Origin of the sequence: Tsukamurella sp. DT100 (assembly GCF_049844855.1) — a bacterium.
In the GTDB taxonomy this organism is placed as follows: Bacteria; Actinomycetota; Actinomycetes; order Mycobacteriales; family Mycobacteriaceae; genus Tsukamurella.
This window is the reverse complement of sequence record NZ_JBNCLV010000005.1, coordinates 104,554-128,114: the sequence shown is the minus strand read 5'-3', so window position 1 is coordinate 128,114 and position 23,561 is coordinate 104,554. Positions and strand designations below refer to the sequence as shown.

Sequence of the window (23,561 nt, the reverse complement as noted above, 5' to 3'; positions counted from 1 at the left end):
TGAAGCCACAAGCCTCACAGTAGGCCCGTGTGATCGCAATCACAACTCAGCAGGCGAACGCCGTCCGCTTATCCCCGGATCGCCAGTCCGCGGGCGAAGTCCTCTGCGTCCGCGAGGTCCGCCGCGCTGGGACTCCCCTTGTTCACGCCGCCGACCAGGCCGAACGGCCCCATGGTGTCGAGCCCGCGGCAATGGAATACGTCGGGCGCGAGCCGGAAGCCGGCGTCGGTGAGGAGGTCCGCGAGCGTGCGGGTGTACCGGCGCAGCGGCGTCTCCGGCAGCCCGCTGGTGGCGTAGACGAAGGCCGTTCCGCGCGGCTTCGCCGGGAGGCTGCGAACGAGACGCAGAAGCGCGGGGTCGAAGGCCATCCAGTACACGCCCGAGCCGAAGCCGACCAGGTCGGCCGCGTCGATCTGCTCCGCCGTCACCTCCCCCGGCGCGAGAACCGGGGCGTTCAGGACCCCGCCGATCCGATCGGCCACCTTCCGGGTGTTGCCGTGGTGCTTGGACGCGCAGATCACAAGTGCCGACATGGCCCCATCGTGGCACGGATCAGCCGGTCACGCTCCGGACCAGCGGTCCACGTCGGCCTGCGTGACCTCGACCGGCCCTTGCGTCCGCTGGGTGATCCGGATGTGGTTACCGAACGGGTCCCGCAGTGCGCAGTCGATGCCGTAGGGCTGCTCCTGCGGTTCCTCGGTGAACTCGACGCCCTGCGCGCTCAGCCTCTCGAAGACGCCGCGGCAGTCGTCGGTGTTGAGGATGCACGCCACGCCGAGCGCGCCCTTGGTGAGCAGATCCCGTTGCGCGGCGGTGGTCTCCGGGCTCCCGCCGCCCACACCGGGGACTTCCAGCACGAGTTCGTGCCCGGGGTCGGAAGGGAGGGCGATGGTGAGCCACCGCATGAAACCCATGTCGACGTCGTCGTGGACTTCGAAACCGAGCTTGCCGACGTAGAAGTCGAGGGCCTCGTCCTGGTCGAGGACGAAGACGGACGTGATGGCGATGGAAGTGAACATGCGACTGAGCCTACGAAGCCTTCGCGGGCTCCGCTTATCCGAAACTGCTCAGTGCGCAAAGCGCCCTATTGCGCGGGACGGGTCCACGCCCGCACGACGCAGCCCGGGGCGCGCACCGGCGCCACGGCACGCCGGTACTCCGACGGCGAGCGCCCGATGATCGCGCGGAAGGTGCGGCTGAACGTCCCGGACGAGCCGAAGCCGACCTCGTAGGCGATCTCGGTGATCGCGCGGTCGGTGTCGCGCAGCCGTGCCATGGCCCGCTCTATCCGGCGGCGCTGCAGGTAACGGTGCGGCGTCTCGCCGAAGGCGGCGGCGAACTCGCGGGAGAAGTGGGCGGGTGACATGAGGGCGATCCGCGCCACCGCCGGGACGTCGAGCGGCTCCGCGTAGCGTCGGTCCATCGCGTCCCGCGCCCGCAGGAGTCGACGGTTCGCGTCCTCCTGCGGCGTGAGCTCGGGCACGGCGTCCGTACCGGTCAGTGGCCGTCGAAGGCGTCGAGGATGCGCTGCGCGGCGAGGGCCGGCGTCAGCGAGCCGTCCTGCACGGAGGCCTCGACCTCGGACCGGACGGACCGCACACCGTCGGAATGCTCGACCCGGCCGAGGATCGCGTCCCGGACCATCGTCCAGGTCCAGTCCACCTGCTGCTGCCGGCGGCGGCGATCGAACTCCCCCGCCTCCTGCAGCGTGCTGCGGTGCCGCAGGACGGCGTCCCAGAACTCGGGGATGCCGGTGCCCTCGACGGCGCTCTGCGTGAGCACGGGCGGGCGCCACAGGGAGCCGCGCGGATGGATCAGGCGCAGCGCGCTCGACAACTCGCGGGCGGCGACGCGCGCCTCGACCACATGATCCCCGTCGGCCTTGTTGACGGCCACCACGTCGGCGAGCTCGAGCACGCCCTTCTTGATGCCCTGCAGCTGATCCCCGGTGCGGGCCAGGGTGAGGAAGGTGAAGGTGTCGACCATGTTCGCGACGGTGACCTCGGACTGCCCGACGCCGACGGTCTCGACCAGGATCACGTCGAAGCCGGCGGCCTCCATGAGCACCATGGTCTCCCGCGTGGCCTTCGCGACGCCGCCGAGCGTGCCCGAGGTGGGCGAGGGCCGGATGTACGCGCGCGGGTTCACGGCGAGCGTGCCCATGCGGGTCTTGTCGCCCAGGATGGAACCGCCGCTGCGGGTGGACGACGGATCCACCGCGAGCACGGCGACCTTGTGCCCCAACGAGATCAGGTGGTTGCCCAGCGCCTCGATGGTGGTCGACTTCCCCACCCCGGGCACGCCGGTGATCCCCACCCGGGTGGCGATCGGCGCGTCCGGCCCCGGCGTCACCTCGAGCAGCAGTTCCTGCGCGAGGGCCTGGTGGTCGGGGCGCCGGGACTCGACGAGGGTGATGGCGCGCGCCAGCACGGCGCGCTTGTCGGCCCGGACCCCGTCCGCGAGTTCGGCGACGGTGATCACGCCAGCTGGTACCCCAGCTTGTTCCCCAGCTCGTGCAGCAGGTTCACCGCGGCGTCCGCGATGACGGTGCCGGGCGGGTAGATCGCCGAGGCGCCGGCCGCGTACAGCTCGTCGAAGTCGCCCGGCGGGATGACGCCGCCCACCACGATGGTGATGTCGGGGCGGCCGACCTCCGCGAGCGCGTCGCGCAGCGCGGGCACCAGCGTGAGGTGGCCCGCGGCGAGCGAGGAGACGCCGACGACGTGCACGTCGTTGTCGGCGGCCTGCTGCGCGACCTCCTCGGGCGTGGAGAACAGCGGGCCCACGTCGACGTCGAAGCCCAGGTCGGCGAAGGCGGTGGCGATCACCTTCTGGCCGCGGTCGTGGCCGTCCTGGCCCATCTTGGCGATGAGCACGCGGGGCCGACGGCCGTCGGCCTCCTCGAACTTCTCGACCAGCTCGGTGGCCGTCTGGATGTTGCCGGCCGCGCCGGCCTCGTCGCGGTACACGCCACTGAGCGTACGGATCTCGGCCTGGTGGCGGCCGTAGACCTGCTCGAGGGCGTCGGAGATCTCGCCGACGGTCGCGCCGGCCCGCGCCGCGTCGATCGCGAGGGCGAGGAGGTTGTTCTCCAGCCCGCCCTCGGACGAGCCCGCCGCGCGCGTCAGGTTCGCCAGTGCCGCCTTGACCGCCTCGGGGTCCCGCTCGGCGCGCAGCCGATCCAGCTTCGCCAGCTGCTCGGTGCGGACCTTCGAGTTGTCGACCTTGAGCAGCTCGATCGCGGTGTCCTCGGCGACCTGGTACTTGTTGACGCCGATCACCGGCTGGCGGCCCGAGTCGATGCGGGCCTGGGTGCGGGCCGCAGCCTCCTCGATGCGCAGCTTCGGGATGCCCTCGCCGATGGCCTTCGCCATGCCGCCCGCCTCCTGCACCTCGCGGATGTGGGCGCGGGCGCGCTCGGCCAGCTCGTGGGTGAGGGTCTCGACGTAGTACGAGCCGCCCCACGGGTCGATGGGCCGGGTGGTGCCCGACTCCTGCTGCAGCACCAGCTGCGTGTTGCGGGCGATGCGGGCGGAGAAGTCCGTCGGCAGCGCGATCGCCTCGTCGAGGGCGTTGGTGTGCAGCGACTGGGTGTGGCCCTGCGTCGCCGCCATCGCCTCCACGCACGTGCGCGCGACGTTGTTGAAGACGTCCTGCGCGGTCAGCGACCAGCCGGAGGTCTGCGAGTGGGTGCGCAGCGACAGCGACTTGGCGTTCTTCGCGTCGAACTCGGCGACCAGTTCGCTCCACAGCAGGCGCGCGGCGCGGAGCTTGGCGACCTCCATGAAGAAGTTCATGCCGATGCCCCAGAAGAACGACAGGCGCGGCGCGAACTTGTCCACGTCGAGGCCCGCGTCGATGCCGGCCTTGATGTACTCGACACCGTCGGCCAGCGTGTACGCGAGCTCCAGATCGGCTGTGGCCCCGGCCTCTTGGATGTGGTAGCCGGAGATCGAGATGGAGTTGAACTTGGGCATCTTCTGCGAGGTGTACGCGAAGATGTCCGAGATGATGCGCATCGACGGCACGGGCGGATAGATGTAGGTGTTGCGCACCATGAACTCTTTGAGGATGTCGTTCTGGATGGTGCCCGCGAGCTTCTCCGGACCGACGCCCTGCTCCTCGGCCGCCACCACGTAGAGCGCGAGGATCGGCAACACCGCGCCGTTCATCGTCATCGAGACGGAGACGCCGCCCAGGTCGATGCCGTCGAACAGCTGCCGCATGTCGAGGATCGAGTCGATCGCGACGCCGGCCATGCCCACGTCACCGGTGACGCGCGGGTGGTCGGAGTCGTAACCGCGGTGCGTCGCCAGATCGAAGGCGACCGACAGGCCCTTCTGGCCCGCCGCGAGGTTGCGCCGGTAGAAGGCGTTCGACTCGGCCGCGGTGGAGAAGCCGGCGTACTGCCGGATCGTCCACGGCTGGTTGACGTACATCGTCGGGTACGGCCCGCGGATGAAGGGCACCGCGCCCGGGTAGGAGTCCACGGGGTAGCCGGCCTCGGCGACGGCGTCGCGGTCGGCGCGGGTGTAGACGGGCTTGACGTCTATGCCCTCCGGGGTGGTCCAGGTCAGCTGGTCCGGGGTGTAGGCGTAGGCAGCGGCGGAGGCCTCGACGAAGGCGTCCACGTCGGCGCCCGACGGTGCCGTGCCGGGCAGCTCCTCGAACGGGACGTCGGCGAAGCTGCCGATGGTGGTGTCGGTCATCTCAGGCCCCCAGCCGGGTCAGCAGATCGTCGAGCGCGGCGGCCGCGTCGATCTTCGCGTGCAGGTAGATGTCGATCAGGCCGTCGTCGACGGTGCCCGGCGCGCCCGCGAGCAGCACGAGGGCGCCCTCCTCGCGCAGCGAGCGGGCCAGGGCCTCGCCCTCCTCGGCATAGCCGGGGTCGGATCCGGCCAGGGCGGCGATCTTCACGCCGGGCGTGCCGTCCAGCGTGGCGGCGCCGGCGGCCTGCTCGGCCGCGTCCAGGACGGTCTCGATGCCGCCGGAGGCGAGCAGGTTCGTCAGGAAGGTGGATCGCCCGTTGTACTGGGCGACGGTGCCGATGGTCACCATCCGGATCCGGGGGCGGACGCCGTGCTCGCGCAGGAAGGCGTCGGACCGGGCGCGCAGGGACTCGAACGGCGCGGCGTACGACCGCACGACGGGACCGTTGGTCGCGGCCGACGGGGCGATCGGCGGCTCGGCGAGGTTCGGGAACTCGTTGACGCCGGTGAGCTTGCGCGCGCGTCGTGCGACGGCGGCGTCGCGGCGGTCGGCGGACTCGCCTAGCTGCGTCGCGACGGTCTCCTCCGCGGCGCCCCGGGCGAAGCCACCCGCGGCCTCGACGGACTGGAAGACGCCCCACGCCGCGCGGGCGAGGTCGTCGGTGAGGGACTCGACGTGCCACGAGCCGGCGCCCGGGTCGACGACCCGGCCGAGGTTCGACTCCTCGAGGAGCAGCAGCTGCGTGTTGCGGGCGATGCGCCGGGCGAAGGCGGGCGAGTAGCCCTCGATGCCGCCCGGCAGGGCCTCGTCGTAGTCGAGGGTGGTCACGTAGTCGGCGCCGCCGAGGCCGGCGCCGAAGGCGGCGACGGTGGTGCGCAGCAGGTTCACCCACGGGTCTCGCTGCGTGGTCGCGGCGAGCGAGGTGACGGCGTGCACGGGCGCGTTGCCGGCCTCGGGCGCGCCGAGGTGCTGCGCGACGCGGGCCCAGACGGTGCGCCAAGCGCGGATCTTGGCGAGGGTGAGGAACTGGTCGTCGGTGGCGGCCAGGCGGATCGTGAGCTGGTTCAGCGCAGCAGCGGTGGTCAGGCCGGCCGCGGTGAGGGCGCGCACCTGATCGAGGGCGGCGGCGGCCGTCAGGCCCAGCTCCTGGGCGGCGGTCGCGCCGGCGTTGTGCAGGTCGGCACCGTCGGCGACGAGGGCGCGGACGTCCTCGGTGCGGGCGTCGGCGGCGCGGGCCAGCTCGACCGCCTCGTCGAGGGAGACGTCGGCGCGGCCCACCACCTGGGAGGTCAGCGGGGCGGCGCCCAGGCTGACGCGGACCAGGTCGGCGCGGTAGGCGTCGGACTCCGCGGCCTTGTCCAGCGCCGCGTACACCTGCGCAGCGGCCTCGGCGGCGCGGCCACCGGCGGTGAGCAGGATCGGCGCCATGTCCGGATAGACGCCGTCGAGGAGCAGCGCCGGGTCGGGGCGGGTGAACCAGAGGGCGCTCGCGCCGGACTCCAGGGCGCCGAGCACGTCGGCGGAGTCGGTGGTCGCGTCGAACCGCTCGGCGACCTTCCAACCCAGACGGACATCCGGGGTGGGGTTGCCGCCGCGAACGAAGGGGAAGGCGCCGGGCAGCGGGGCCTCCGGGAGCTCGTCGAGCTGCGAGTACAGGGGTGCGATCTGCACACCGTCGTCCTCGGTGAGGGTGGTCAGCGCGGCGATCGGGTCCTCGGGCGGCGTGCCGCCGCGCGACTTCGCGAGCACGGCGCCCACGGACTCGCGCCATGCCTGAAAGGGACTGTCCACCACGTGGGCCTCCTCGCCTGTGGCCGCGCACACGCACGACCGCGCACCGACCGTCGCGTCACATCGGCGGCCGAGAACCCACGTTAACCGATTGCTGTTGCTACGCCCCAGTAGGGTCGTCCCGTGGGTGCCAACGACTCTCGGATCCGGCCCGGCGACCGCGGACTGGTGGTCCGGGCGGTCGTCGGCGGTGCCGTGATCCTCGGACTCGTCGCGCTCGGCATGCTCCTCCCGCACCCCGGCGCGGCCACCATTCGGGCCTGGGCGGATTCGACCGGCCCGTGGTTCCTCGCCCTGTTCTTCGTGGCGCACGCCGTGATCACGGTGTTCCCGATCCCCCGCACCGTGTTCACCGTCTCGGCGGGCTTCCTGTTCGGGCCGGTCGTCGGCATCGCGGTCTGCATGGCGGCGTCGATCGTCGCGGCCTCGATCGCCTTCCTCGGCGTCCGGGAGATCGACCGGCGCCACCCGTCGCGCGTGATCGCCCGCGCCCGCGAGCACCGCGCCTACGCGCCGATCGCGGCCCGGCTCCGGGCGCGAGGGTGGCTGGCCGTCGGGTCGCTGCGGCTCATCGCGGCCGCGCCGTTCTCCCTCGTCAACTACGCCTCGGCGCTGTCCCCGGTGCCCTTCTGGCCGTACTTCGGCGCGACGGTGGCGGGCCTCGCGCCCGGCACCATCGCGGTCGTGCTGCTGGGCGACGCGCTGACCGGGGAGTCGTCCCCGTGGCTCGTCGTGATCAGCGGCGCACTCATGGCCACCGGTATCGCTGGACTACTCCTCGACGCTCGCATGCCCGCAAGGTCAGGGGCTTGATCGTCATATCCGCAAGGAATTGAACTTGCATCGACCGCGCTGACTCGTATTGCCAGTGTGCGATGTCAGCCTAGAAAGATAGTGTCAAGACCTATCTTCGTTCGATGCAGGTTCCTAGAATAGAAGGTATGAGCTATTCGGACGATGCGTTCGCACTGGGGAGGCGAGTTGCCACCCCGCTGCCCGCGGTGTTCGACGGTGCGGTGTCCGGGCTCAGCGCGGCCGGCGCGGTGACGCGGTTGCGGCGGCTGACGGTGGAGCAGAACCGGTTGGAGGCGGAGCGGGCGGCGGTGCTGACCAGGCTCTACGACCTGCGGGATGATGCTCGGCGGGTGCGGGAGGAAACGTCGCGTCGGTTCGTCGACGATTGGGATGAGTTGGTCGCGGAGGTCGGCGCCGCCCTCGGGGTCGGGCGGACGGCTGCCGGATCGGCGGTGCATCGCGGCCTGGATCTGCGGGAGCGCTGCCCGCGGGTGTTCGAGTTGTTCGCGGCCGGGTCGGTGAGCCCGGCGGTGGTACGGGAGGTGCTGCGCGCATCCGCGGCCGTTGTCGACGAGGACGTCGCGCTGGCTTTCGACGAAAGGATCACGGCCTGGCTCACCGCCCGCAGCGGACAGTCGCTGTCGGTGCGGGCGGTGGCGGACGCGGCGAAAGGTGTCCTGGTCCGGCTGGACCCCACCGCGGCGCGGGAAACCCCCCCGGCTTCGCCGCGGGAGCGGCTCGAGTTCCACGCCCGCGCGGACGGCTTGGTCGACCTGGAGGCGGTGATGCCGACGCAGGAGGCATTGCGGTTGTCGGCGCTGATCGGTCCGCTGGCACAGTCGGTGTGCCGGGCGGACGGCCGCACGATGGGCCAGCGACAGGTCGCCGCCCTCGTCGCCCTGGCCGAGGGCTACGAATCCCTGGCATGCCAGTGCGGCAAGGAATCCTGCGACCTGCGTCAAGCTCGTCCGCGCACCGGTGCGGTGTCGCAGGAGATCCGGGCCCTGGCAGTGATCGTCCTCAACGAATCCGACCTCGCCGATGCCATGGCCAGTGGCACGGCCGACGCCGCTGACGCGCACGATCACGATGCGGCTCCGCCCGAACCCGATCCCGATCTGTTCACGCCGGACCCCGACGCCGAGGTCGACGCGGGCGATCCCGACAGCAGCGGCATCGATGCGGGCCGCGGGGCAGTGATCCTCACCGGGGATCCTGGCATCACCGGCCCGGTCACCGTCGAACAGGCGCGGGAGATGATCGCCGCGATGGAGACGCAGTGGCGGGTCGTCGGTCGCCGCGACCCGGCGACCGGGGAGGTCCACGCCCGCGGCGCCGGGGGCTACCGGCCCACCTGGTACCAGCTACTGGTCATGCGCCTGACCTACCCCACCTGCGTCTTCCCCGGCTGCAGCACGCCGTCGGACCGCTGCCAGGCCGACCACGTCACCGAGTACGACCACCATCAGCCCACCGAAGGCGGAGCCACCACCGTCGCCGGCCGTGGTTCACCGGGGAACCTGGTACCGCTGTGCGGTTTCCACCACCGCATCAAGACGGAGACCGGCTGGCTCTCCGACCTCCTAGCCGACGGCACCGTCGAATGGCGACACCCCGCAGGAGGAGTGCACACCGTCCCACCCGGCACCGCCCGCGACCTCCTGCCGGGGATCGAACGGATCATCTGGGACGTCCCCGAACCCGCGCCGCCGAAACCCAAAAACCCCGACGGACTCACCACCGCAGCGAAACGACGCGCGAAAGCCCGCCGCGCCCTCCGCGCGGAGAACCAGCTCCTGCGCCACCGACGCCACGAACAGCGCCGCGCCGCGGGCGAAACACGTGCCCGCGAACAGGAACGCGCCCAGGCCGAAGCTGCGGGTGAGGCCTACGACGACGACGCTCCCCTCCGGCCGCCGCCGTTCTAGGACATGGCGAGCAGACCCGGAATATCGACGACGCCGGGAAGGACGTGGTCGGCGCCTGCGTCGGCCAGCACCTGCGGGTCCGCCTTGCCGGTGAGCACGCCCACGGAGACGGCACCGGCGTTGGTCGCCGCCTGCACGTCGACGGCCGTATCGCCGGCGGCGAGCACGCGGCGCACGTCGCGGACGCCGGTGCGCTCCATCGCGCGGTGGATCATGTACGGCGCCGGGCGGCCGGCGGCGACGTCGGAGGTGGTGACCACTGCGTCGACGACCGCGTCGGCACCGTCGCCGATCTTCCACCCGAGCGCAGCGAGCAGCGGGAGGGCGACGGCATCGTCGAATCCGGTGGTGAGGGCCACCTTGATCCCCCGGCCCCGGAGCTCGGAGAGGGCGGCGGGCACCCCGTCGATCGCGGTGGGCGGGGTCGACGAGTACGCATCCTGCAGGCGCTCGCGGAAGCGGGCGAAGCCGGAGTCCACACGCTCGGTCGTCGGCTCGACGCCGCCGAGGCGGAGCAGGTTGGTGATGGCCTCGACCTTGTCGGTGCCCATCCACACCTGCAGGTCGGCCTGCGCCACAGTGGCCCCGCCGTCCTCGACGGCGCCGCGGAGCGCCTCGTAGACGGCGCCGCCGTCGTCGATCGTGGTGCCGGCCATGTCCAGCGCGACGAGCTCGATGGTGCGGTCGGATTCGGTCATGCGTCTCTCCTGACGGGTACGGATCGCAGCGCGGGCGGGTTCGCGGTGGGCGCTGCGAAGAGTCGGTTCTCGACGATCACGGTGGTCACGCCGGGGACGTAGCGGTCCTCGGAGTATTCGACGACGTCGCCGGCGGCGTCGGTGGTGGTGCGGCGCACCCGCAGCAGCGGGGCACCCTCGGACAGGCCGAGCTGCGCCGCGTCCTCGGCGGTCGCGGCGACGGCGTCGATCTGGTGGGAGGAGGCGTACAGGTCGGCGCCCGCGTCGAGCAGGAAGCGGTTCACCGAACCGGAGTCGGGGTCGAACTCCATGAGGCGCTTGCCCAGCGCCCAGACGAAGAACATGGTCTCGCACAGCGCCGGAGCGCCGTCGAGCGTGCGCACGCGGCGGAGCTCGAGCACCGGCTCACCGGGTTCGATCTGAAGCCGTTCGGCGAGGTCCGGCGTCGCGGGCACGCGGGCCTGCAGAGTGGTGCGCTGTCCGGGTTCGCGGCCCTGTTCGCGGGCCCAGGCGGTGAACGACCCGAGGGCGCTGGCGCTGTGACTGGGCACGTTGCGGCGGACGATCGGCGAGCGGCCCTGGCCGCCGACGATCAGTCCCTCCGCGCGGAGAGTGGCCAGCGCCTGGCGGACCGGCCCGCGCGAGGTGCCGAACTCCTCACAGAGGAGCGCCTCGCTGGGTGCCTGCTCCCCCTCCGGCCAGCGACCGGAGGAGATGCGCGCACGGAACTCCGCGGCGAGACGTTGATGGAGAGGCTGAGCTGCGACCACGTCATTGAGTATACAAGTGAAAGCGTTGCCCACCTGCACGCACGATGAACGGCAGATGAACGACCGCCTTACCTGGGTGTACATCGAACCAACTTGTATAGACATCCTCCGATCAGGCTTGCCAAGCGAGGCGTCGGGAGGCCACGCTGAGAGCCATGAACACCGCAACGGACGTCCTCGTCGTCGGCGCCGGCGTCGTCGGTCTGGCGCACGCCGTCGAGGCCCTCGATCGGGGCCTCACGGTCACCGTCGTCGAGCGCGACAGCCGCGCCGTGGGCGCCTCGATCCGCAACTTCGGCCACGCCTGCGTCACCGGACAGACGGGCGACCTCGCTGAGCTCGCACACCTCGCCCGCGAACGCTGGCTCGACCTGGACGGCCGCGCCGGGCTCGGTGCCCGCGCCACCGGTGGCCTGGCGGTCGCCCGCCACGCCACCGAGCTCGCCGTCCTCGAGGAACTCGCCGCCGCCCGGCCCGGTGAGGTCGCACTGCGCACCGCCGACGAGGTCCGCTCCGAACTTCCCGGCGGGGGCGCCGACGACGTCGTGGGCGGCGCCGCACTCCTGGCGGACCTGCGGGTGGACCCCCGGGTCACCGTCGCGCGACTGGCCGCCTGGGTCGATGCGCAGGACGGCGCCGAGGTCCGGTTCGGCACCGCCTACCTCGGCTTCGACGGCACCCGCGCCCACACCAGCCGCGGCCCCATCGCGGCGCAGCGGGTGATCGTCTGCGTCGGGCACGACCTCGACCACCTGTACCCCCACCTTGCGGAGGAGCACCGCGTCGAGCGGTGCGCCCTGCAGATGGCCCGCGCCGCCGACCCCGGCGCGGTCGTCACGCCCGCCGTCCTCACCGCGACCTCGCTGCTGCGCTACCCCGCGTTCGCCGAGACCACCAGCGCCGCAGCGCTCCGCACCCGGATGGAGGCCGACCGGCCCGACCTGCTGGACATCGACGCGAACGTCATGTTCACCCAGCGCCCCGACGGCACCCTGCTCATCGGCGACTCGCACCACACCGAGCGCACCGTCGCCCCCTTCCTGGACGAGGCCGTCACCGAGACCCTCCGCGCCGAGACCGCCCGCGTCCTCGGCGTCGACCGGCTGCGCATCATCGAGCGCTGGCAGGGCGTCTACGCCTCCAGCCCCCTGCACCCCTACCTCGTCGCCGAGCCGGAGGAGCGCCTCAGCGTGCGCATCGTGACCTCCGGCGTCGGTATGACCATCGCCCACGGCCTCGCCCGCCGGCACTTCCCGAACTGACCCGACCGAACACCTCGTCTCACCACCACCTCACCTCCGCTCCACTCGAACGAAGGGCACTCCCCCATGCGCATCACCCGATCCCTCTCCGCGATCACGGCCGTCGCCGCGGTCTTCGCGGTCGCCGCGTGCGGCGGCACCGGCGGCGGCACCGGTTCCTCGGACACCGTCACCGTCTACAGCGCCGACGGCCTCGGCGACTGGTACAAGGCCGAATTCGAGGACTTCACCAAGCACACCGGCGTCAAGGTCGCCCTCGTCGAGGCCGGCTCGGGTGAGGTCGTCTCCCGCGCCCAGAAGGAGAAGGCGAACCCGCAGGTCGACGTGCTCGTCACGCTGCCGCCGTTCATCCAGCAGGCCCAGCAGCAGGGCTCGTTGGCGAAGTCGGACGTCGACACCTCCGCGATGCCCGCCCAGCTCAAGGCCACCGACGGCACCTACGTCGCCGTGGTCAACAACTACTTCGCGATGATCCGCAACACGGCCGCGCAGCCGAAGCCCGCCGACTGGGCCGAGTTCACCGGCCCGGCGTTCACGCAGAAGATCCAGTACTCGACGCCGGGCAAGGCGGGCGACGGCACCGCGCTCCTGCTGCTCCTGCAGCACGTGATGGGCAAGGAGGCCGCGCTGAAGTACCTCGCCGACCTCCAGCCGAACAACGTCGGCCCGTCGACGTCCACCGGCAAGCTCGGCCCGAAGACGTCCAAGGGCGAGCTGACCGTCGCGAACTCCGACGTCCAGATGGCGCTCGCCGCCATCGCCGCCGACAAGGTCGCGTACGAGGTCTTCTACCCCGTGTTCAACGGCAAGCGGACCACGCTGCCGCTGCCGTACTACATGGGCCTCGCCGACAAGGCGCCCCACGCGGCCAACGGGAAGAAGCTCATGGAGCACCTGCTCTCCAAGGACGTCCAGCAGAACGTTCCCGCCCGCGCCTGGGGCGCGCCGGTCCGCAGCGACGTCACCCCGTCGGGCCCGCAGTGGGACGCCTTCCAGAAGGCGATCGACGGCGTCGAGATCTGGTACCCGAACTGGGACGAGGTACTGGGCGGGCTGGACGCGGACATCAAGAGCTATGAAAAGGCGACGGGTCAGTGACCGCGCCGAAGCGCACCGTCGGGGCACCGAAGGGGCTCGACGACGACGCCGTGGATCGGACGGTCCGCCGCACGGTGGCGGTCGGCATGGAGAGCGTCAGCGTCGCCTACGGCGACACGGTCGCCCTGCGCGACTGCAGTTTCGAGGTCGCGCGCGGCGAGACCGTCGCGCTGCTGGGGCCGTCGGGATCGGGCAAGTCCACCGCCCTCAAGGCGATCGCCGGCTTCGAGCAGGTGTCCGCGGGCACCGTGACCATCGACGGCCGCGACGTGACGCGCCTGTCCCCCGCCAAGCGCGGCATCGGCATCGTGGTGCAGAGCTACGCCCTGTTCCCGCACATGACCGTCGCGAAGAACGTCGCCTTCGGCCTGCGCTCGCGCGGCGCCGACCGGTCGGAGATCGCTCCCCGCGTCGCCGAGGTGCTCGGCATGGTGGGGATGGTCGAATACGCGGATCGCCTGCCGCGGCAGCTGTCCGGCGGCCAGCAGCAGCGCGTCGCTATCGCCCGCGCGCTGGCCACCCGGCCGAACGTCGTGCTGCTCGACGAGCCGCTCTCGGCCCTCGACGCCGGGATGCGCAAGGACATGCTCGGCGAGTTGCAGCGCCTGCGCGCCGAGCTGCCCGACGTCGCGATGGTCTACGTGACGCACGACCAGAGCGAGGCCCTCGCGCTGGCGGACCGCGTCGCGATCATGCGCGACGCCCGGCTCGAGGCGATCGGCACCACCGAGGAGCTGTTCCACCGCCCGCCGACCCGCTTCACCGCCACCTTCCTCGGCGGCGCCGACGTCCTGCCGGGCGGCGCGCTGCGCACCTCGCGGCCGCTGCCCGACGGTGACGTCGACCTCGCCGTGCGCCCGTGGGCGTGGCGGTTCACGCGGACGGCACCGTCGAACGGCCTGCGGGTGACCGTCGAGCAGGAGCAGTGGCGCGGAGCGGTCCGGCACGTGACGGCGCGCGTCGCCGAGACGGGCGAGACGATCGGCGTCGACGTGCCGGTGCTCACCGAGGCGCCGCTCAAGGCCGAGACGCTGTGGGTAGAGGTCGACCCCGCCGACGTGATGGTGGTGCCGCGGTGACGGCCGTGCTGGACGCGCCGCCCGCGCCCCCGGCCCCGCCCGCCGGCCCGTCATTCGCGGTGCCGCGCTGGGTGTGGGTGCTGCCGCCGGTGGCGTTCATCCTCGTCGCGGTCGTGTACCCGCTGGTCGGGATCGTCGCGCGCACGTTCACCGACAAGGCCGAGCGCCCCGCCGGCCTGGCGACCTGGCGCGACACTCTCACCGACGGGGCCGTACTGAGCGCCCTGGGCACGACGGTGAAGGTCGCGGCCCTGTCGACGGCCGGCTGCCTCGTCGCGGGCACCTTCCTCGCGCTGGTGCTGGCCTTCGTGCCATTCCCGGGCGCGGCGGCGGTCTCGCGCCTGATCGAGGTCGTGGTCTCGTTTCCCAGCTTCCTCATCCCTCTCGCGCTGGGCGTCCTGCTCGGCCCGGTCGGCGTGGCCCAGGCGCTCGGCGTCCCGACGGGCTCGTTCACCACGTCGCTGTGGGGCGTGGTGCTCGCGGAGATCGCCTTCTACACGCCGTTCGTGGTGCGGCCGATGCTCGCCGCCTTCGGCCAGTTCCCGACGGTGCAGATCGACGTCGCGTCGTCGCTGGGCGCGGGACCGCTGCGGATCATCGCCCGCGTGATCCTGCCGGCGGTGCTGCCGGCGCTGGCCGCCGCGGGCTCGCTCACGTTCCTGCTCACGCTCAACGAGTTCGGGATCGTGCTGTTCACCGGCGCCAAGGACGTCATCACCGTGCCGATGCTGATCTACACCCGCTCGATCGTGGGGCAGGACTTCGCCTCGGCGGCCGTGCTCGCGACGGTGCAGTTGCTCATCTCCATCGGCGCGTACGTCGCGTACCGCCTGCTCATGAAGAAGGGACTCCGCTGATGCTGGTGCGTAACCCGGCGGCCCGAGTGGCCGTCTGGGCGGCCTTCGCCGTCGTGCTGGTGGGGCTGGTGATCACGCCGATCGCCGTCACGGTGATCACGGCGTTCAGCGCGAGCTGGACCTCGGTACTGCCGTCCGCGCTGACCACCGACCACGTCGCCGACGTCTTCACGCCCGAGAACGCCGCCAGCATCGGCGTCTCGGTGCAGACCGCGCTCCTCGCGTCCGCGCTCGCGGTGGTGGGCGGGACGTGGGCGGCGCTGGCGGTGCCGAGCCTGCCCCGCCGGCTCCGCGGCGCGATCGACGCGTTCTTCCACCTGCCCGTCGCCGTGCCCTCGGTGGTCGTCGGCCTGGGTGTGCTCGTGGCCTTCTCGGCGCCGCCGATCGTCCTGGGCGGCACCCCGTCGATCGTGATCCTGGTGCAGGCGATCCTGGTCTTCGCCTTCGCCTACTCGATGGTGTCGGCGGCGGTCTCGCAGCTGGATCCGATGCTGGACAAGGTGGGCGGCTCGCTCGGCGCGTCGCCGCTGCGCCTACTGCTGACGGTGCGCCTGCCGCTGCTGCTGCCGTCGATCGCCGCCGCGGCGGGCCTGTCGGTGGCGCTGTGCATGGGCGAGCTCGGCGCGACGATCATGGTCTACCCCGCGTCGTGGCGCACCCTGCCCGTCACGGTGTTCACCCAGTCGGACCGCGGCGACCTGTTCGGCGCTGCCGCGAACACGATGTTCCTCGTACTGGTCACCGTGGTGATCCTCGGCGTGCTCTCGGCGTTCCGGCGGCGCGCCCGCTAGCAACCGCCAGCAACGTATCCACCACCTCGCGCGGTGCGGCGTCCTTGCGCCGCACCGCGCGCAGGCGTCGGTGCAGGTCGACGCCGTCGGTGGGGATCTCGACGAGCCGGCCGTCGCGCAGTTCTGCGTTCACCGCGAGTTCGCTGAGCACGGCGGCACGGCCGCCCGCGGCGACCATGATCTTCACGGCGGCGTTCGTGCCGAGCGCGATGGATCGCGGGTCCGACTCGAGCCCCACCCTCCGCAGCGCGGCCTCGAGCGCGTCGCGGGTGCCGGCCCCGGGTTCGCGGGTGACCAGCGGCAGTTCCGCGAGCTCCGCCGCGGTCACGGGGCGGTCGTCCCGCCGCCGGGCCAGACGGTCCCCCGGCGCGGCGACCAGCACCATCCGGTCGGTGCGGACGGTCCGCGAGGCGAGGTCGTCGGGCACCGTCGGGCCCTCGATGAAGCCCAGGTCCGCGACGTGGCCGCGCACCTCGGCGATCACGGCGGCGGAATTGCCGACGGTGAGGTGCACGGGCTCGTCGGTGTGCTCGCGCAGCCGGGCGAGCCACGCCGGCATGAGGTACTCGGCGATGGTCTGGCTGCAGGCGATCCGCACGGTGTGGTCGAAGCGCAGCGCCTCCGCGCCGGTCTGCAGGGCCGACATCGCGGTCACCACCGACCGCGCCCACTCGGTGACCGCGGCGCCCTCGGGCGTGAGTTCGGCGCCCCGGGTGCGGCGATCCAGCAGGTCGAGCCGGAGCTGGCGCTCGAGGTGGCGCAGGCGGGAGCTGGCGCTCGGCTGGGAGATCGCGCACTCCCGCGCCGCGGCCGAGATCGACCCCAGATCCGCAACCGCCACCAGCAGGCGCAGCGATTCCACCGACGGCATATCCATAGCCTTATTCTATGGGTAGATAGGTGCCCTGTGGGTTCTGGATGCCTCGATCGGGCGACAGAGTGGTCTCATGCACGCGATGACCACCGCCGACCGCGCCGCCGGCCCCGCCCCGTCCGGGCTGTTGCGCGACCTCCGCAGCCCGTGGGAGGCGTTCTCCAACCTCACGCCGAACTGGTTCGCCTCGGTCATGGGCACCGGCATCATCGCCAACGCGGCAGTGGGACTCCCCATCCACGTGCCCGGCCTCCGCACCGCGGCCGCCGCGGTGTGGGTGCTGGCGGCGGTCCTGCTCGCCGTGCTGACCTTCGGCACCGTCGCGCACTGGATCCGGTACCCCGCGCTCGCCCGCCGGCACCACCGCGACCCCGTGATCGGCAACTTCTACGGCGCCATGGCGATGGCGTTCCTCACCGTCGGCATCGGGGCGGTGCTCGTCGGCCGCGACTGGATCGGGTTGACGGCCGCGCTCGCGCTGGGCACCACCCTGTGGGTGATCGGCACGGCACTCGGCCTGTTCTTCGCCCTCCTGATCCCCGCGCTGATGGTCCGCGGCGGCCACTACCGCTCGGACGCCGCGTTCGCGGGCTGGCTGATGCCCGTCGTCTCCCCCATGGTCACCGCCGCCGGCGGTGCGGTGCTGCTGCCCTACGCGGCGGAGGGCGCTGTGCGCACCGCGCTGCTGTGGTTCAGCTACGCCTGTTTCGCCTTCACTCTCGCCACCTCGCTGGTGGTGCTCCCCGCAGTGCTCCTCCGCCTGGTTCGCGGCCCCCTCTGGGCGCCGGCGATGATCCCCACCGCGTGGATCGTGCTCGGCCCGCTCGGGCAGTCGATCACCGCGGCGAACGGGCTCGGCTCCACCGCGCACCTCGCCGTGGGCCCCGACCTGGCCGCCGGCCTGCAGCGCTTCGGCACGGACTACGGCTGGAGCGTCACGGTCGCCGTCCTGATGTGGACCGCGGTCGCGCTCGTGCTCACCGCCCGCACCGCGCTGGGGACGGCGGACGGCCTGCCGTACGCCCTGACCTGGTGGTCCTTCACCTTCCCCGTCGGGACCTGCGCCACCGGCTTCAGCGCGATGGCGGCGGCGACCGGCGCCACCGGATACGCCGTGCTCGCGGTCGTCTTCTTCCTCGGCCTGGTGGCGGGGTGGGTCACCGCGGCACGCGGCACCTTCGCCCGCGCCGTCGTCAGCGGCTCGCTGCTCCGCCATCCCGAGCTCGCCGCGTGAGGCGCCCGAGCAGCAGCCGCCTGCCCGGCAAGTCAAAAACCTTGCGCTAGACCTTAGCAAGTCCATACACTTGCGTCATGTTCGTCCTCACCGCCGACCAACGGGGCAGCCGCTCCGACTCCGACCGGGTCGAGGCGGCGCGCGCCCTCTTGGCGCCCCTCGCCTGGCTCCGCGCACCCGACCGGACGGCGGGCGACGAACTGCAGGCCGTCACCGACGACGCCGCAGTAGCCGTCGACGCCGCCCTCGCGCTCCTCGCCGACGGGCACTGGAGCATCGGAATCGGTGCCGGCCCCGTGGAGCAGCCGCTCCCCGCGCAGACCCGGGCGGGCCGCGGACGCGCCTTCGAGGCGGCACGCGAAGCGGTCGAGGCCGCGAAGGGCACGGCCGTGCCGCTGCAGGTCCGGGGCGACGACGGGGCCGCGGTGGCGCGCGCCGAGGCGATCCTGTCGGTGCTCGGCCTTATCGTGGGCCGCAGATCACGGGAGGGACAGGAGGTGACCGCCTTGCTGAACACGGGAATGTCGATCACGGCGGCCGCGGCGGAGCTCGGCGTCTCGCGGCAGGCGGCGTCGCAGCGCGCGGCGGCGGCGGGCTGGTCGGTGGAGCCGGCGGGCCGCGCCCTCGCCGTCGAACTGCTGGCCGCGGCCGATCCCGGCGCGGAGGCGGCTCGATGATCGCCGTCGTGATCGCGCTGCTGCTCGCCGCGACGGTGGCCGGCGTCCTCGCGGCGCGAAGCGGCGCGCGCGGACCGGCGGGAATGGTCCGGGCCGCGGTTCCGGCGGTCCTCGTCGGGGCGGCGGCCGTCGTCGCCCTCGCCGCCCCGGCGGCGACCGGCTTCGGCCTCGCCGCGGTGCGGGTCGCCGCTGTGCTCGCCGCGATGGCGGGCGGCAGCGCGCTGGTCACCGCCGCGTTCGCGCTGGCCGGAGCGACCGGCGAGGACGAGCCCGACGGCGACACCGCACCCACGGAGGGCCCGCCCGCCGACGGTGATCCGTCTGGCGGCGAGCCCGGGGGTGGCGGCCCCGCGGACGAGCCCGCGCCCGCGTCACCCCTGCGCGGCGGCCTGGCGATCGGCATCCTCGAACGCGCCGCCATCGCGGTGTGCGTGCTCGCGAACTTCGGAGGTGGGCTCGCGGTCATCGTCGCCGCGAAGGGTCTCGCGCGCTACCCCGAGCTGCGCCACCCCGGCGCGGCGGAGCAGTTCATCATCGGCACCTTCGTCTCGGTGCTGTGGGCCGTCGCGTGCGCCGGCGTGGCGGTGGCCGTGGGGCGCTGACCAATGCGCCGGGGGTCGCCGCGGCGTGGTGTCAGCTCTCCTGCGGCGGTACCTGTCCCGGCTGCTGCACCTCGGACGGCGCGAGGCTCTGCCAGCGCGTGTGGCCCTGGCCCAGCTGGCTCGCCGACTGGCCGCTGGGCAACTGTGCGGTGACCTCCGAGAGGGATTCCGCCGACGCCTCCTGCGCCGAGGGCGCGGTCGCGGAGGGCGCGATCGGCGCGTCGGGCACCTCGTCCTTCGTCACGACCACGGGCGCCACGGGCTCCGGCGTGTCGAACCAGCCCTCGGTGTCGATGTCCGGCGCGGTGCCCGGCGCGTCCTCGGAGGGCTCGAACCGGAAGACCCCGTCGGATCCGGGCGTGCCGAGGTTGCGCATGAAGCCCTGGAGGGCGGCGTTGAAGTCGCTCGGCACCACCCACACCTTGTTCGCGTCGCCCTGCGCCATCTCCGGCAGGGTCTGCAGGTACTGGTAGGCGAGCAGTTCGGGCGTCGGACGCCCCGACTTGATCGCGGAGAAGGTGGTCTCGATGGCCTTCGCCTCGCCCTGGGCCTCCAGGTAGGCGGCGGCGCGGCGGCCCTCGGCCCGCAGGATCTCCGCCTGCCGGTCGGCCTCCGCGGCGAGGATCGCGGCCTGCCGCTCGCCCTCCGCCAGCAGGATCCGGCTGGCCTTGTCGCCCTCGGCCGACTTGATCGCGGCCTCCCGGTGGCCCTCGGCGGAGAGGATGGTGGCGCGCTTCTCGCGGTCGGCCTTCATCTGCTTCTCCATCGACTCCTGGATCGACGGGGGCGGGAAGATGGACTTGAGCTCGACGCGGGCGACGCGCAGGCCCCACCGGGACGTGGCCTCGTCGAGCACGCCGCGGAGCTGGCCGTTGATCTTCTCGCGCGAGGTCAGCGTCTCCTCCAGCGTCATGCCGCCGACCACGTTGCGCAGCGTGGTGGTGGTGATCTGCTCGACGCCGACCACGTAGTTGCTGATCTCGTAGACCGCGGCCTCGGGCCGAGTCACCTGGAAATAGACGACGGTGTCGATGTTCACGGTCAGGTTGTCCTGCGTGATCACCGGCTGAGGCGGGAAGGAGACCACCTGCTCGCGCAGGTCCACCCGCGCGCGAACCTTGTCGACGAACGGGATCAGCAGCGCCAGTTGGCCGGACACCGTGCGCGTGTACCGGCCGAGCCGCTCGATCACCGCGGCCTGCGCCTGCGGGACGAGCACCAGCGACTTCACCAGCACGACCACCGCCGCGAGGATCAGTACGAGGAGTACGACCAGTCCGATTCCTATGCCCTCCATGGATCTTCCTCTCCTAGGTCTTCGGTCAGCTGTCGACCACGACGGCGACCGCGCCGTCGATCTCGACGATGGTCACCTCCACGCCCACCGCGATCGGAGCACCGTCGTACGGCGTCCGCGCGGACCATTCCTCCCCGCCGATGAGCACCCGGCCCGCCTCGCCCGAGACGGACTGCAGCACAGTCGCCTTCATGCCGGGGAGCGATTCCAGGTACGACGGTGCCTCGCCCCGCTTGCTCTCGACGTACCGCCGCAGCGGCGGGCGGGCCAGCAGGAGCAGTAGCACCGACGAGACGGCGAAGACGACGCCCTGCGCCCACAGCGGCAGGTCGAACACGCCCGTCGCGCCGGCGGTCACGAGCGCCCCGCCGCCGAGCATGAGCAGCGTGAATTCGCCGGCCGCCGTCTCCGCCACGGCCAGCAGGATCGCGCCGATGAGCCAGAGCGCCGCTGCCATACCTCGATCCTGCCAGAACCGGACAGGACGGGCGAGAACCTGTCGGCGCGCGCCGCTAACCTGAGCGCATGGCACACACCCAGGGGCGGAGTCGGTACCTCACGACGCGGGACGGCAGGCGACTGCACGCGGCGCAGCTCGACGGTCCGGCCGGCGCGCCGGTCGTGGTCTTCGAGGCCGGCGCCGGCGGAACCCGGTCGTCCTGGGGCACAGCGCAACCACCGGTGTCCGTCTTCGCGCCCGCGGTGGCGTACGACCGGTCGGGTCTCGGCCGCAGCGAGCCCGACGCGGCGGACCGCACCTTCGGGCGCATGGCCGACGACCTGAACGACCTCCTCGACGGCCTCGCCGACGGCGACGACACCCGGTTCGTGCTCGTCGGCCACAGCCTGGGCGGCGTGATCGTGCGCCTGGCCGCGTCGCACCGTCCGGACCGGATCGTCGGGCTCGTCCTGGTCGACCCGTCGGATGAGGCGGCGGAGGACATGTTCCGCGGGAACGTCGAACGGCGCGTGGCGCTGACGACGGCGATCGCCCGCGTGCTCGCGCGGACCGGGGCGCTTCGCCTGCTGGGCGGACTCCTGTTCCGCGGAGTGCCGGCGGACGTGCGCGCCGACCTCGCGCGTGAGGCGACCACCCAGCGGGCGATCGACGCGATGGCGCAGGAGCTGAAGACCTTCTACCCGGAGCTGCAGTCGTGGCAGGGCGCCGCGCCCGACCTGGGCGATCTGCCTGTCACCGTGATCTCGGGGGCGAAGAGCGCGGGCCTCGGGAAGGCGGTGCGCGCGCGGGTCAACGAGGCGCACGTCGGGCGGGCCGCCGCGTCCGCGACCGGGCGGCACGTGGTGGCCGCGAACTCGGGACACAACGTCCCACTGACCGACCCGGAGGTGATCGTCGAGGAGATCCGTCGCCTCGTGTCCGGGCCGGCCGCCGAGAAGGGCTGAGTCAGAGCGGGTACGGCGGCGCGCCGACGCCGACTAGGCGGTAGGTGCCCCACACCGTCTTGTCGGTGACCATCGCCGGGGAGGCCTCTCCCCCGCCGACGGACACCGTGACGCTGCCGCGGGGCATCTTCTTCAGCGCCGCACCGATTTCCAGGTCGTCGACCGTGCCGTACCAGTGGTAGTTGCCGTCGAGCGGCTCGAGGTGTCCGGCGAGCCGGACGGGCGAGACGACCTCGAAGTCGCCGGAGCGGAGCACCGCCTCGCCGGCGTAGACGCCCTCGTCGCGCACGTGGTCGTTGGAGAGGTCGATCGCGTCGCGGTCCGGCCGGGACGGCGCGCGCCGCCCCTTGTGGATCCAGCGGGCGGTCACCGGGGGCCGCGACAGCAGGCGCGTGGCCGCCTCGGTGTACATCCACCGCAGCCAGGCATCCAGCGTGTCCAGCTGGAGCTTCGAGCCGTCGATCAGCACCAGGTTGGGCACCCCGTCGACGAGCATGCCCAGGTACGCGCGCTCGGCGTCCGCGGGCCCGACGGTGCCGGGCGGCACGACGCGCGGGTCCAGCGCGGGAACCTCGATCGCCGCCGTCGTTCCCGCGAGCACCACGAGGTCGTAGTCCGTCACGCCCGCCGGGGTGGTCAGCGTCCACGCGTCACGGTCGGGCCGGAACCGCAGGTCCGCCACGTCCGACGGTGCCACGACGGCACCGTCGACCCCGGGGACGCGTGACCCGATGACGACGATCCGCGGATGCTCCGCCGACGTCACGCGAGGAACCCCGCCTTCTTCCACGACCACCGCGCGAGCGGGCCCATGAGCCCGACGGAATCGAGGAAGCGGCCGAGGTCGCGGAAGCCGTCCTGCTTGGCCTTGATGTGGTGCGGGTTGGTGATCGCGGCGCGGTAGGCGGCCTTCGGGTCGAGTCCGACGCGGGCGTACATGCGCGGATTGGCGAACAGCATCCGGAAGCCGAAAGCGGCGCCGGCGTGCAGGTTCCCGACGAGCAGCGTCTGCAGCCGGGTGCGGTCGGCCACGCCGCGGCGCGCGCCGTCGCGGGCGTAGCCGATGTGCCGCGCCTCCTCCGTCACGTGGATCTGCATGAGCCGCGCGACGATGGGCTGCAAGTCCGGATCGTCCTTGATCTGCCGCTGCTGGGCGTCGAAGATCTCCTCGCCGACGAGGGCGGCGATCCACACGGCCTGGCCGCGGATGACCGGGGCGAGAACGTACTTCACGACGGCCAGCTGCCAGCCCCGCAGGCGGTAGGGGCGCTCGCCGACGCGGTCGATGACCTTGCCGAACATCACCATGTGGCGGCACTCGTCGCCCATCTCGGTGAGCGAGTAGAAGGCGTCGCGCGAGGTGGGGTCCTTGGACAGGAGGTCGCGGAGCAGGAGGCGGTTGAGGAGGTTCTCGAACCAGATGCCCATCGACAGCAGGTTGACCATCTCCTGACGGGAGAGGGCGATCTGCTGCTCGCGGGTCATGCCGTTCCAGATGTCCGTGCCGTAGAGGGTGCACATGTGCGGCGGCAGGAAGAACTTGTCGGGGTCGATCGGGGCGTCCCAGTCGATGTCGACGACGGGCGCGTAGGAACGCTTGACGGAGCCGCCGAGGAGCCGGTCGGCAACCGCATCGCGGGTACGTTCGGGCAGAGTCGTATCGGTCATGTGGCGAACGTAACACCACAGCCGGA

At 72.3% G+C, this 23,561-nt stretch carries 24 protein-coding genes; 11 read left to right on the top strand and 13 right to left on the bottom strand.

The window, feature by feature from the left end; translation table 11 throughout:
- Positions 1-68: 68 nt before the first annotated feature.
- The 6 genes from ACLQ3K_RS13710 to ACLQ3K_RS13685 all read right to left on the bottom strand — a co-directional run bounded on the left by ACLQ3K_RS13710 (position 69) and on the right by ACLQ3K_RS13685 (position 6,504).
- Positions 69-533: a flavodoxin domain-containing protein gene (locus tag ACLQ3K_RS13710; protein ID WP_336670325.1), complete on the bottom strand. Its 465-nt coding sequence runs from the start codon at positions 531-533 to the stop codon at positions 69-71.
- Positions 534-560: 27 nt separating this feature from the next.
- Positions 561-1,019: a VOC family protein gene (locus ACLQ3K_RS13705; protein WP_426000006.1), complete on the bottom strand. Its 459-nt coding sequence runs from the start codon at positions 1,017-1,019 to the stop codon at positions 561-563.
- A gap of 65 nt (positions 1,020-1,084) precedes the next feature.
- Entirely contained in the window at positions 1,085-1,423 is a 339-nt protein-coding gene (locus tag ACLQ3K_RS13700) for a helix-turn-helix transcriptional regulator (protein WP_336670714.1), read from the bottom strand.
- A 74-nt stretch (positions 1,424-1,497) separates the two neighbouring features.
- On the bottom strand, positions 1,498-2,478 hold the full coding sequence (meaB, locus tag ACLQ3K_RS13695; RefSeq protein ID WP_224645198.1) for a methylmalonyl Co-A mutase-associated GTPase MeaB: 981 nt from the start codon (positions 2,476-2,478) through the stop codon (positions 1,498-1,500).
- Positions 2,478-4,709: a methylmalonyl-CoA mutase gene (gene scpA / locus ACLQ3K_RS13690; RefSeq protein WP_336670329.1), complete on the bottom strand. Its 2,232-nt coding sequence runs from the start codon at positions 4,707-4,709 to the stop codon at positions 2,478-2,480. The genes meaB and scpA overlap by 1 nt, the downstream gene beginning before the upstream one ends.
- A gap of 1 nt (position 4,710) precedes the next feature.
- Positions 4,711-6,504, bottom strand: coding sequence for a methylmalonyl-CoA mutase family protein (locus ACLQ3K_RS13685; RefSeq protein ID WP_426000004.1), 1,794 nt, complete (start codon positions 6,502-6,504; stop codon positions 4,711-4,713).
- Positions 6,505-6,624: 120 nt separating this feature from the next.
- On the opposite strand from ACLQ3K_RS13685, the gene ACLQ3K_RS13680 reads away from it, so the two are divergent.
- Positions 6,625-7,314: a TVP38/TMEM64 family protein gene (locus ACLQ3K_RS13680; RefSeq protein WP_426000002.1), complete on the top strand. Its 690-nt coding sequence runs from the start codon at positions 6,625-6,627 to the stop codon at positions 7,312-7,314.
- A 104-nt stretch (positions 7,315-7,418) separates the two neighbouring features.
- Complete coding sequence (locus ACLQ3K_RS13675; RefSeq protein WP_426000000.1) at positions 7,419-9,224, top strand: DUF222 domain-containing protein; 1,806 nt, start codon at positions 7,419-7,421, stop codon at positions 9,222-9,224.
- Here the strand turns inward: ACLQ3K_RS13675 and ACLQ3K_RS13670 are convergent.
- Positions 9,221-9,922, bottom strand: a complete 702-nt coding sequence (locus tag ACLQ3K_RS13670; RefSeq protein ID WP_425999998.1) for a phosphonatase-like hydrolase — start codon at positions 9,920-9,922, stop codon at positions 9,221-9,223. The two genes, ACLQ3K_RS13675 and ACLQ3K_RS13670, sit on opposite strands and share 4 nt — an antisense overlap.
- Positions 9,919-10,692 carry a GntR family transcriptional regulator gene (locus tag ACLQ3K_RS13665; protein ID WP_425999996.1) on the bottom strand — a complete coding sequence of 258 codons (774 nt, stop codon included), beginning with the start codon at positions 10,690-10,692 and terminating at the stop codon, positions 9,919-9,921. The genes ACLQ3K_RS13670 and ACLQ3K_RS13665 overlap by 4 nt, the downstream gene beginning before the upstream one ends.
- Positions 10,693-10,847: 155 nt before the next feature.
- On the opposite strand from ACLQ3K_RS13665, the gene ACLQ3K_RS13660 reads away from it, so the two are divergent.
- From ACLQ3K_RS13660 to ACLQ3K_RS13640, 5 genes are all read left to right on the top strand, one after another.
- A complete protein-coding gene (locus ACLQ3K_RS13660; protein WP_425999994.1) occupies positions 10,848-11,954 on the top strand; it encodes a TIGR03364 family FAD-dependent oxidoreductase in 1,107 nt (368 codons plus the stop codon).
- A 66-nt stretch (positions 11,955-12,020) separates the two neighbouring features.
- Positions 12,021-13,052, top strand: a complete 1,032-nt coding sequence (locus ACLQ3K_RS13655) for a 2-aminoethylphosphonate ABC transporter substrate-binding protein (RefSeq protein WP_425999992.1) — start codon at positions 12,021-12,023, stop codon at positions 13,050-13,052.
- Complete coding sequence (locus tag ACLQ3K_RS13650) at positions 13,049-14,131, top strand: ABC transporter ATP-binding protein (protein WP_425999990.1); 1,083 nt, start codon at positions 13,049-13,051, stop codon at positions 14,129-14,131. The genes ACLQ3K_RS13655 and ACLQ3K_RS13650 overlap by 4 nt, the downstream gene beginning before the upstream one ends.
- Positions 14,128-14,988, top strand: a complete 861-nt coding sequence (locus tag ACLQ3K_RS13645; RefSeq protein ID WP_425999988.1) for a 2-aminoethylphosphonate ABC transporter permease subunit — start codon at positions 14,128-14,130, stop codon at positions 14,986-14,988. Before ACLQ3K_RS13650 ends, ACLQ3K_RS13645 begins: the two co-directional genes overlap by 4 nt.
- Positions 14,988-15,779, top strand: a complete 792-nt coding sequence (locus tag ACLQ3K_RS13640) for an ABC transporter permease (RefSeq protein ID WP_425999986.1) — start codon at positions 14,988-14,990, stop codon at positions 15,777-15,779. The genes ACLQ3K_RS13645 and ACLQ3K_RS13640 overlap by 1 nt, the downstream gene beginning before the upstream one ends.
- Here the strand turns inward: ACLQ3K_RS13640 and ACLQ3K_RS13635 are convergent.
- The gene (locus ACLQ3K_RS13635) at positions 15,727-16,656 is read right to left on the bottom strand and encodes a LysR family transcriptional regulator (protein WP_425999984.1); all 930 of its coding nucleotides are present in this window, start codon (positions 16,654-16,656) and stop codon (positions 15,727-15,729) included. The genes ACLQ3K_RS13640 and ACLQ3K_RS13635 overlap by 53 nt on opposite strands.
- 70 nt (positions 16,657-16,726) lie before the next feature.
- Between ACLQ3K_RS13635 and ACLQ3K_RS13630 the strand changes: the two genes are divergently transcribed.
- From ACLQ3K_RS13630 to ACLQ3K_RS13620, 3 genes are all read left to right on the top strand, one after another.
- Positions 16,727-17,887 (top strand): TDT family transporter, encoded by a 1,161-nt coding sequence (locus ACLQ3K_RS13630; protein WP_425999982.1) that lies wholly within the window; start codon positions 16,727-16,729, stop codon positions 17,885-17,887.
- Positions 17,888-17,964: 77 nt separating this feature from the next.
- On the top strand, positions 17,965-18,564 hold the full coding sequence (locus tag ACLQ3K_RS13625; RefSeq protein WP_425999980.1) for a hypothetical protein: 600 nt from the start codon (positions 17,965-17,967) through the stop codon (positions 18,562-18,564).
- Positions 18,561-19,166: a hypothetical protein gene (locus ACLQ3K_RS13620; protein ID WP_425999978.1), complete on the top strand. Its 606-nt coding sequence runs from the start codon at positions 18,561-18,563 to the stop codon at positions 19,164-19,166. The genes ACLQ3K_RS13625 and ACLQ3K_RS13620 overlap by 4 nt, the downstream gene beginning before the upstream one ends.
- A 31-nt stretch (positions 19,167-19,197) precedes the next feature.
- Here ACLQ3K_RS13620 and ACLQ3K_RS13615 read toward each other — a convergent pair whose 3' ends face one another.
- Both ACLQ3K_RS13615 and ACLQ3K_RS13610 read right to left on the bottom strand, forming a co-directional pair.
- Positions 19,198-20,463 (bottom strand): SPFH domain-containing protein, encoded by a 1,266-nt coding sequence (locus ACLQ3K_RS13615; RefSeq protein ID WP_425999976.1) that lies wholly within the window; start codon positions 20,461-20,463, stop codon positions 19,198-19,200.
- A gap of 25 nt (positions 20,464-20,488) precedes the next feature.
- On the bottom strand, positions 20,489-20,920 hold the full coding sequence (locus tag ACLQ3K_RS13610; protein ID WP_425999974.1) for an NfeD family protein: 432 nt from the start codon (positions 20,918-20,920) through the stop codon (positions 20,489-20,491).
- A 68-nt stretch (positions 20,921-20,988) separates the two neighbouring features.
- On the opposite strand from ACLQ3K_RS13610, the gene ACLQ3K_RS13605 reads away from it, so the two are divergent.
- Positions 20,989-21,867 (top strand): alpha/beta fold hydrolase, encoded by an 879-nt coding sequence (locus tag ACLQ3K_RS13605; RefSeq protein WP_425999972.1) that lies wholly within the window; start codon positions 20,989-20,991, stop codon positions 21,865-21,867.
- Between the two features lies 1 nt (position 21,868).
- Here the strand turns inward: ACLQ3K_RS13605 and ACLQ3K_RS13600 are convergent, their stop codons facing one another.
- Together ACLQ3K_RS13600 and ACLQ3K_RS13595 are read right to left on the bottom strand one after the other, a co-directional pair.
- Complete coding sequence (locus ACLQ3K_RS13600; protein WP_425999970.1) at positions 21,869-22,633, bottom strand: DUF4873 domain-containing protein; 765 nt, start codon at positions 22,631-22,633, stop codon at positions 21,869-21,871.
- The gene (locus ACLQ3K_RS13595) at positions 22,630-23,535 is read right to left on the bottom strand and encodes an AurF N-oxygenase family protein (RefSeq protein WP_425999968.1); all 906 of its coding nucleotides are present in this window, start codon (positions 23,533-23,535) and stop codon (positions 22,630-22,632) included. Before ACLQ3K_RS13595 ends, ACLQ3K_RS13600 begins: the two co-directional genes overlap by 4 nt.
- Positions 23,536-23,561: the final 26 nt, after the last annotated feature.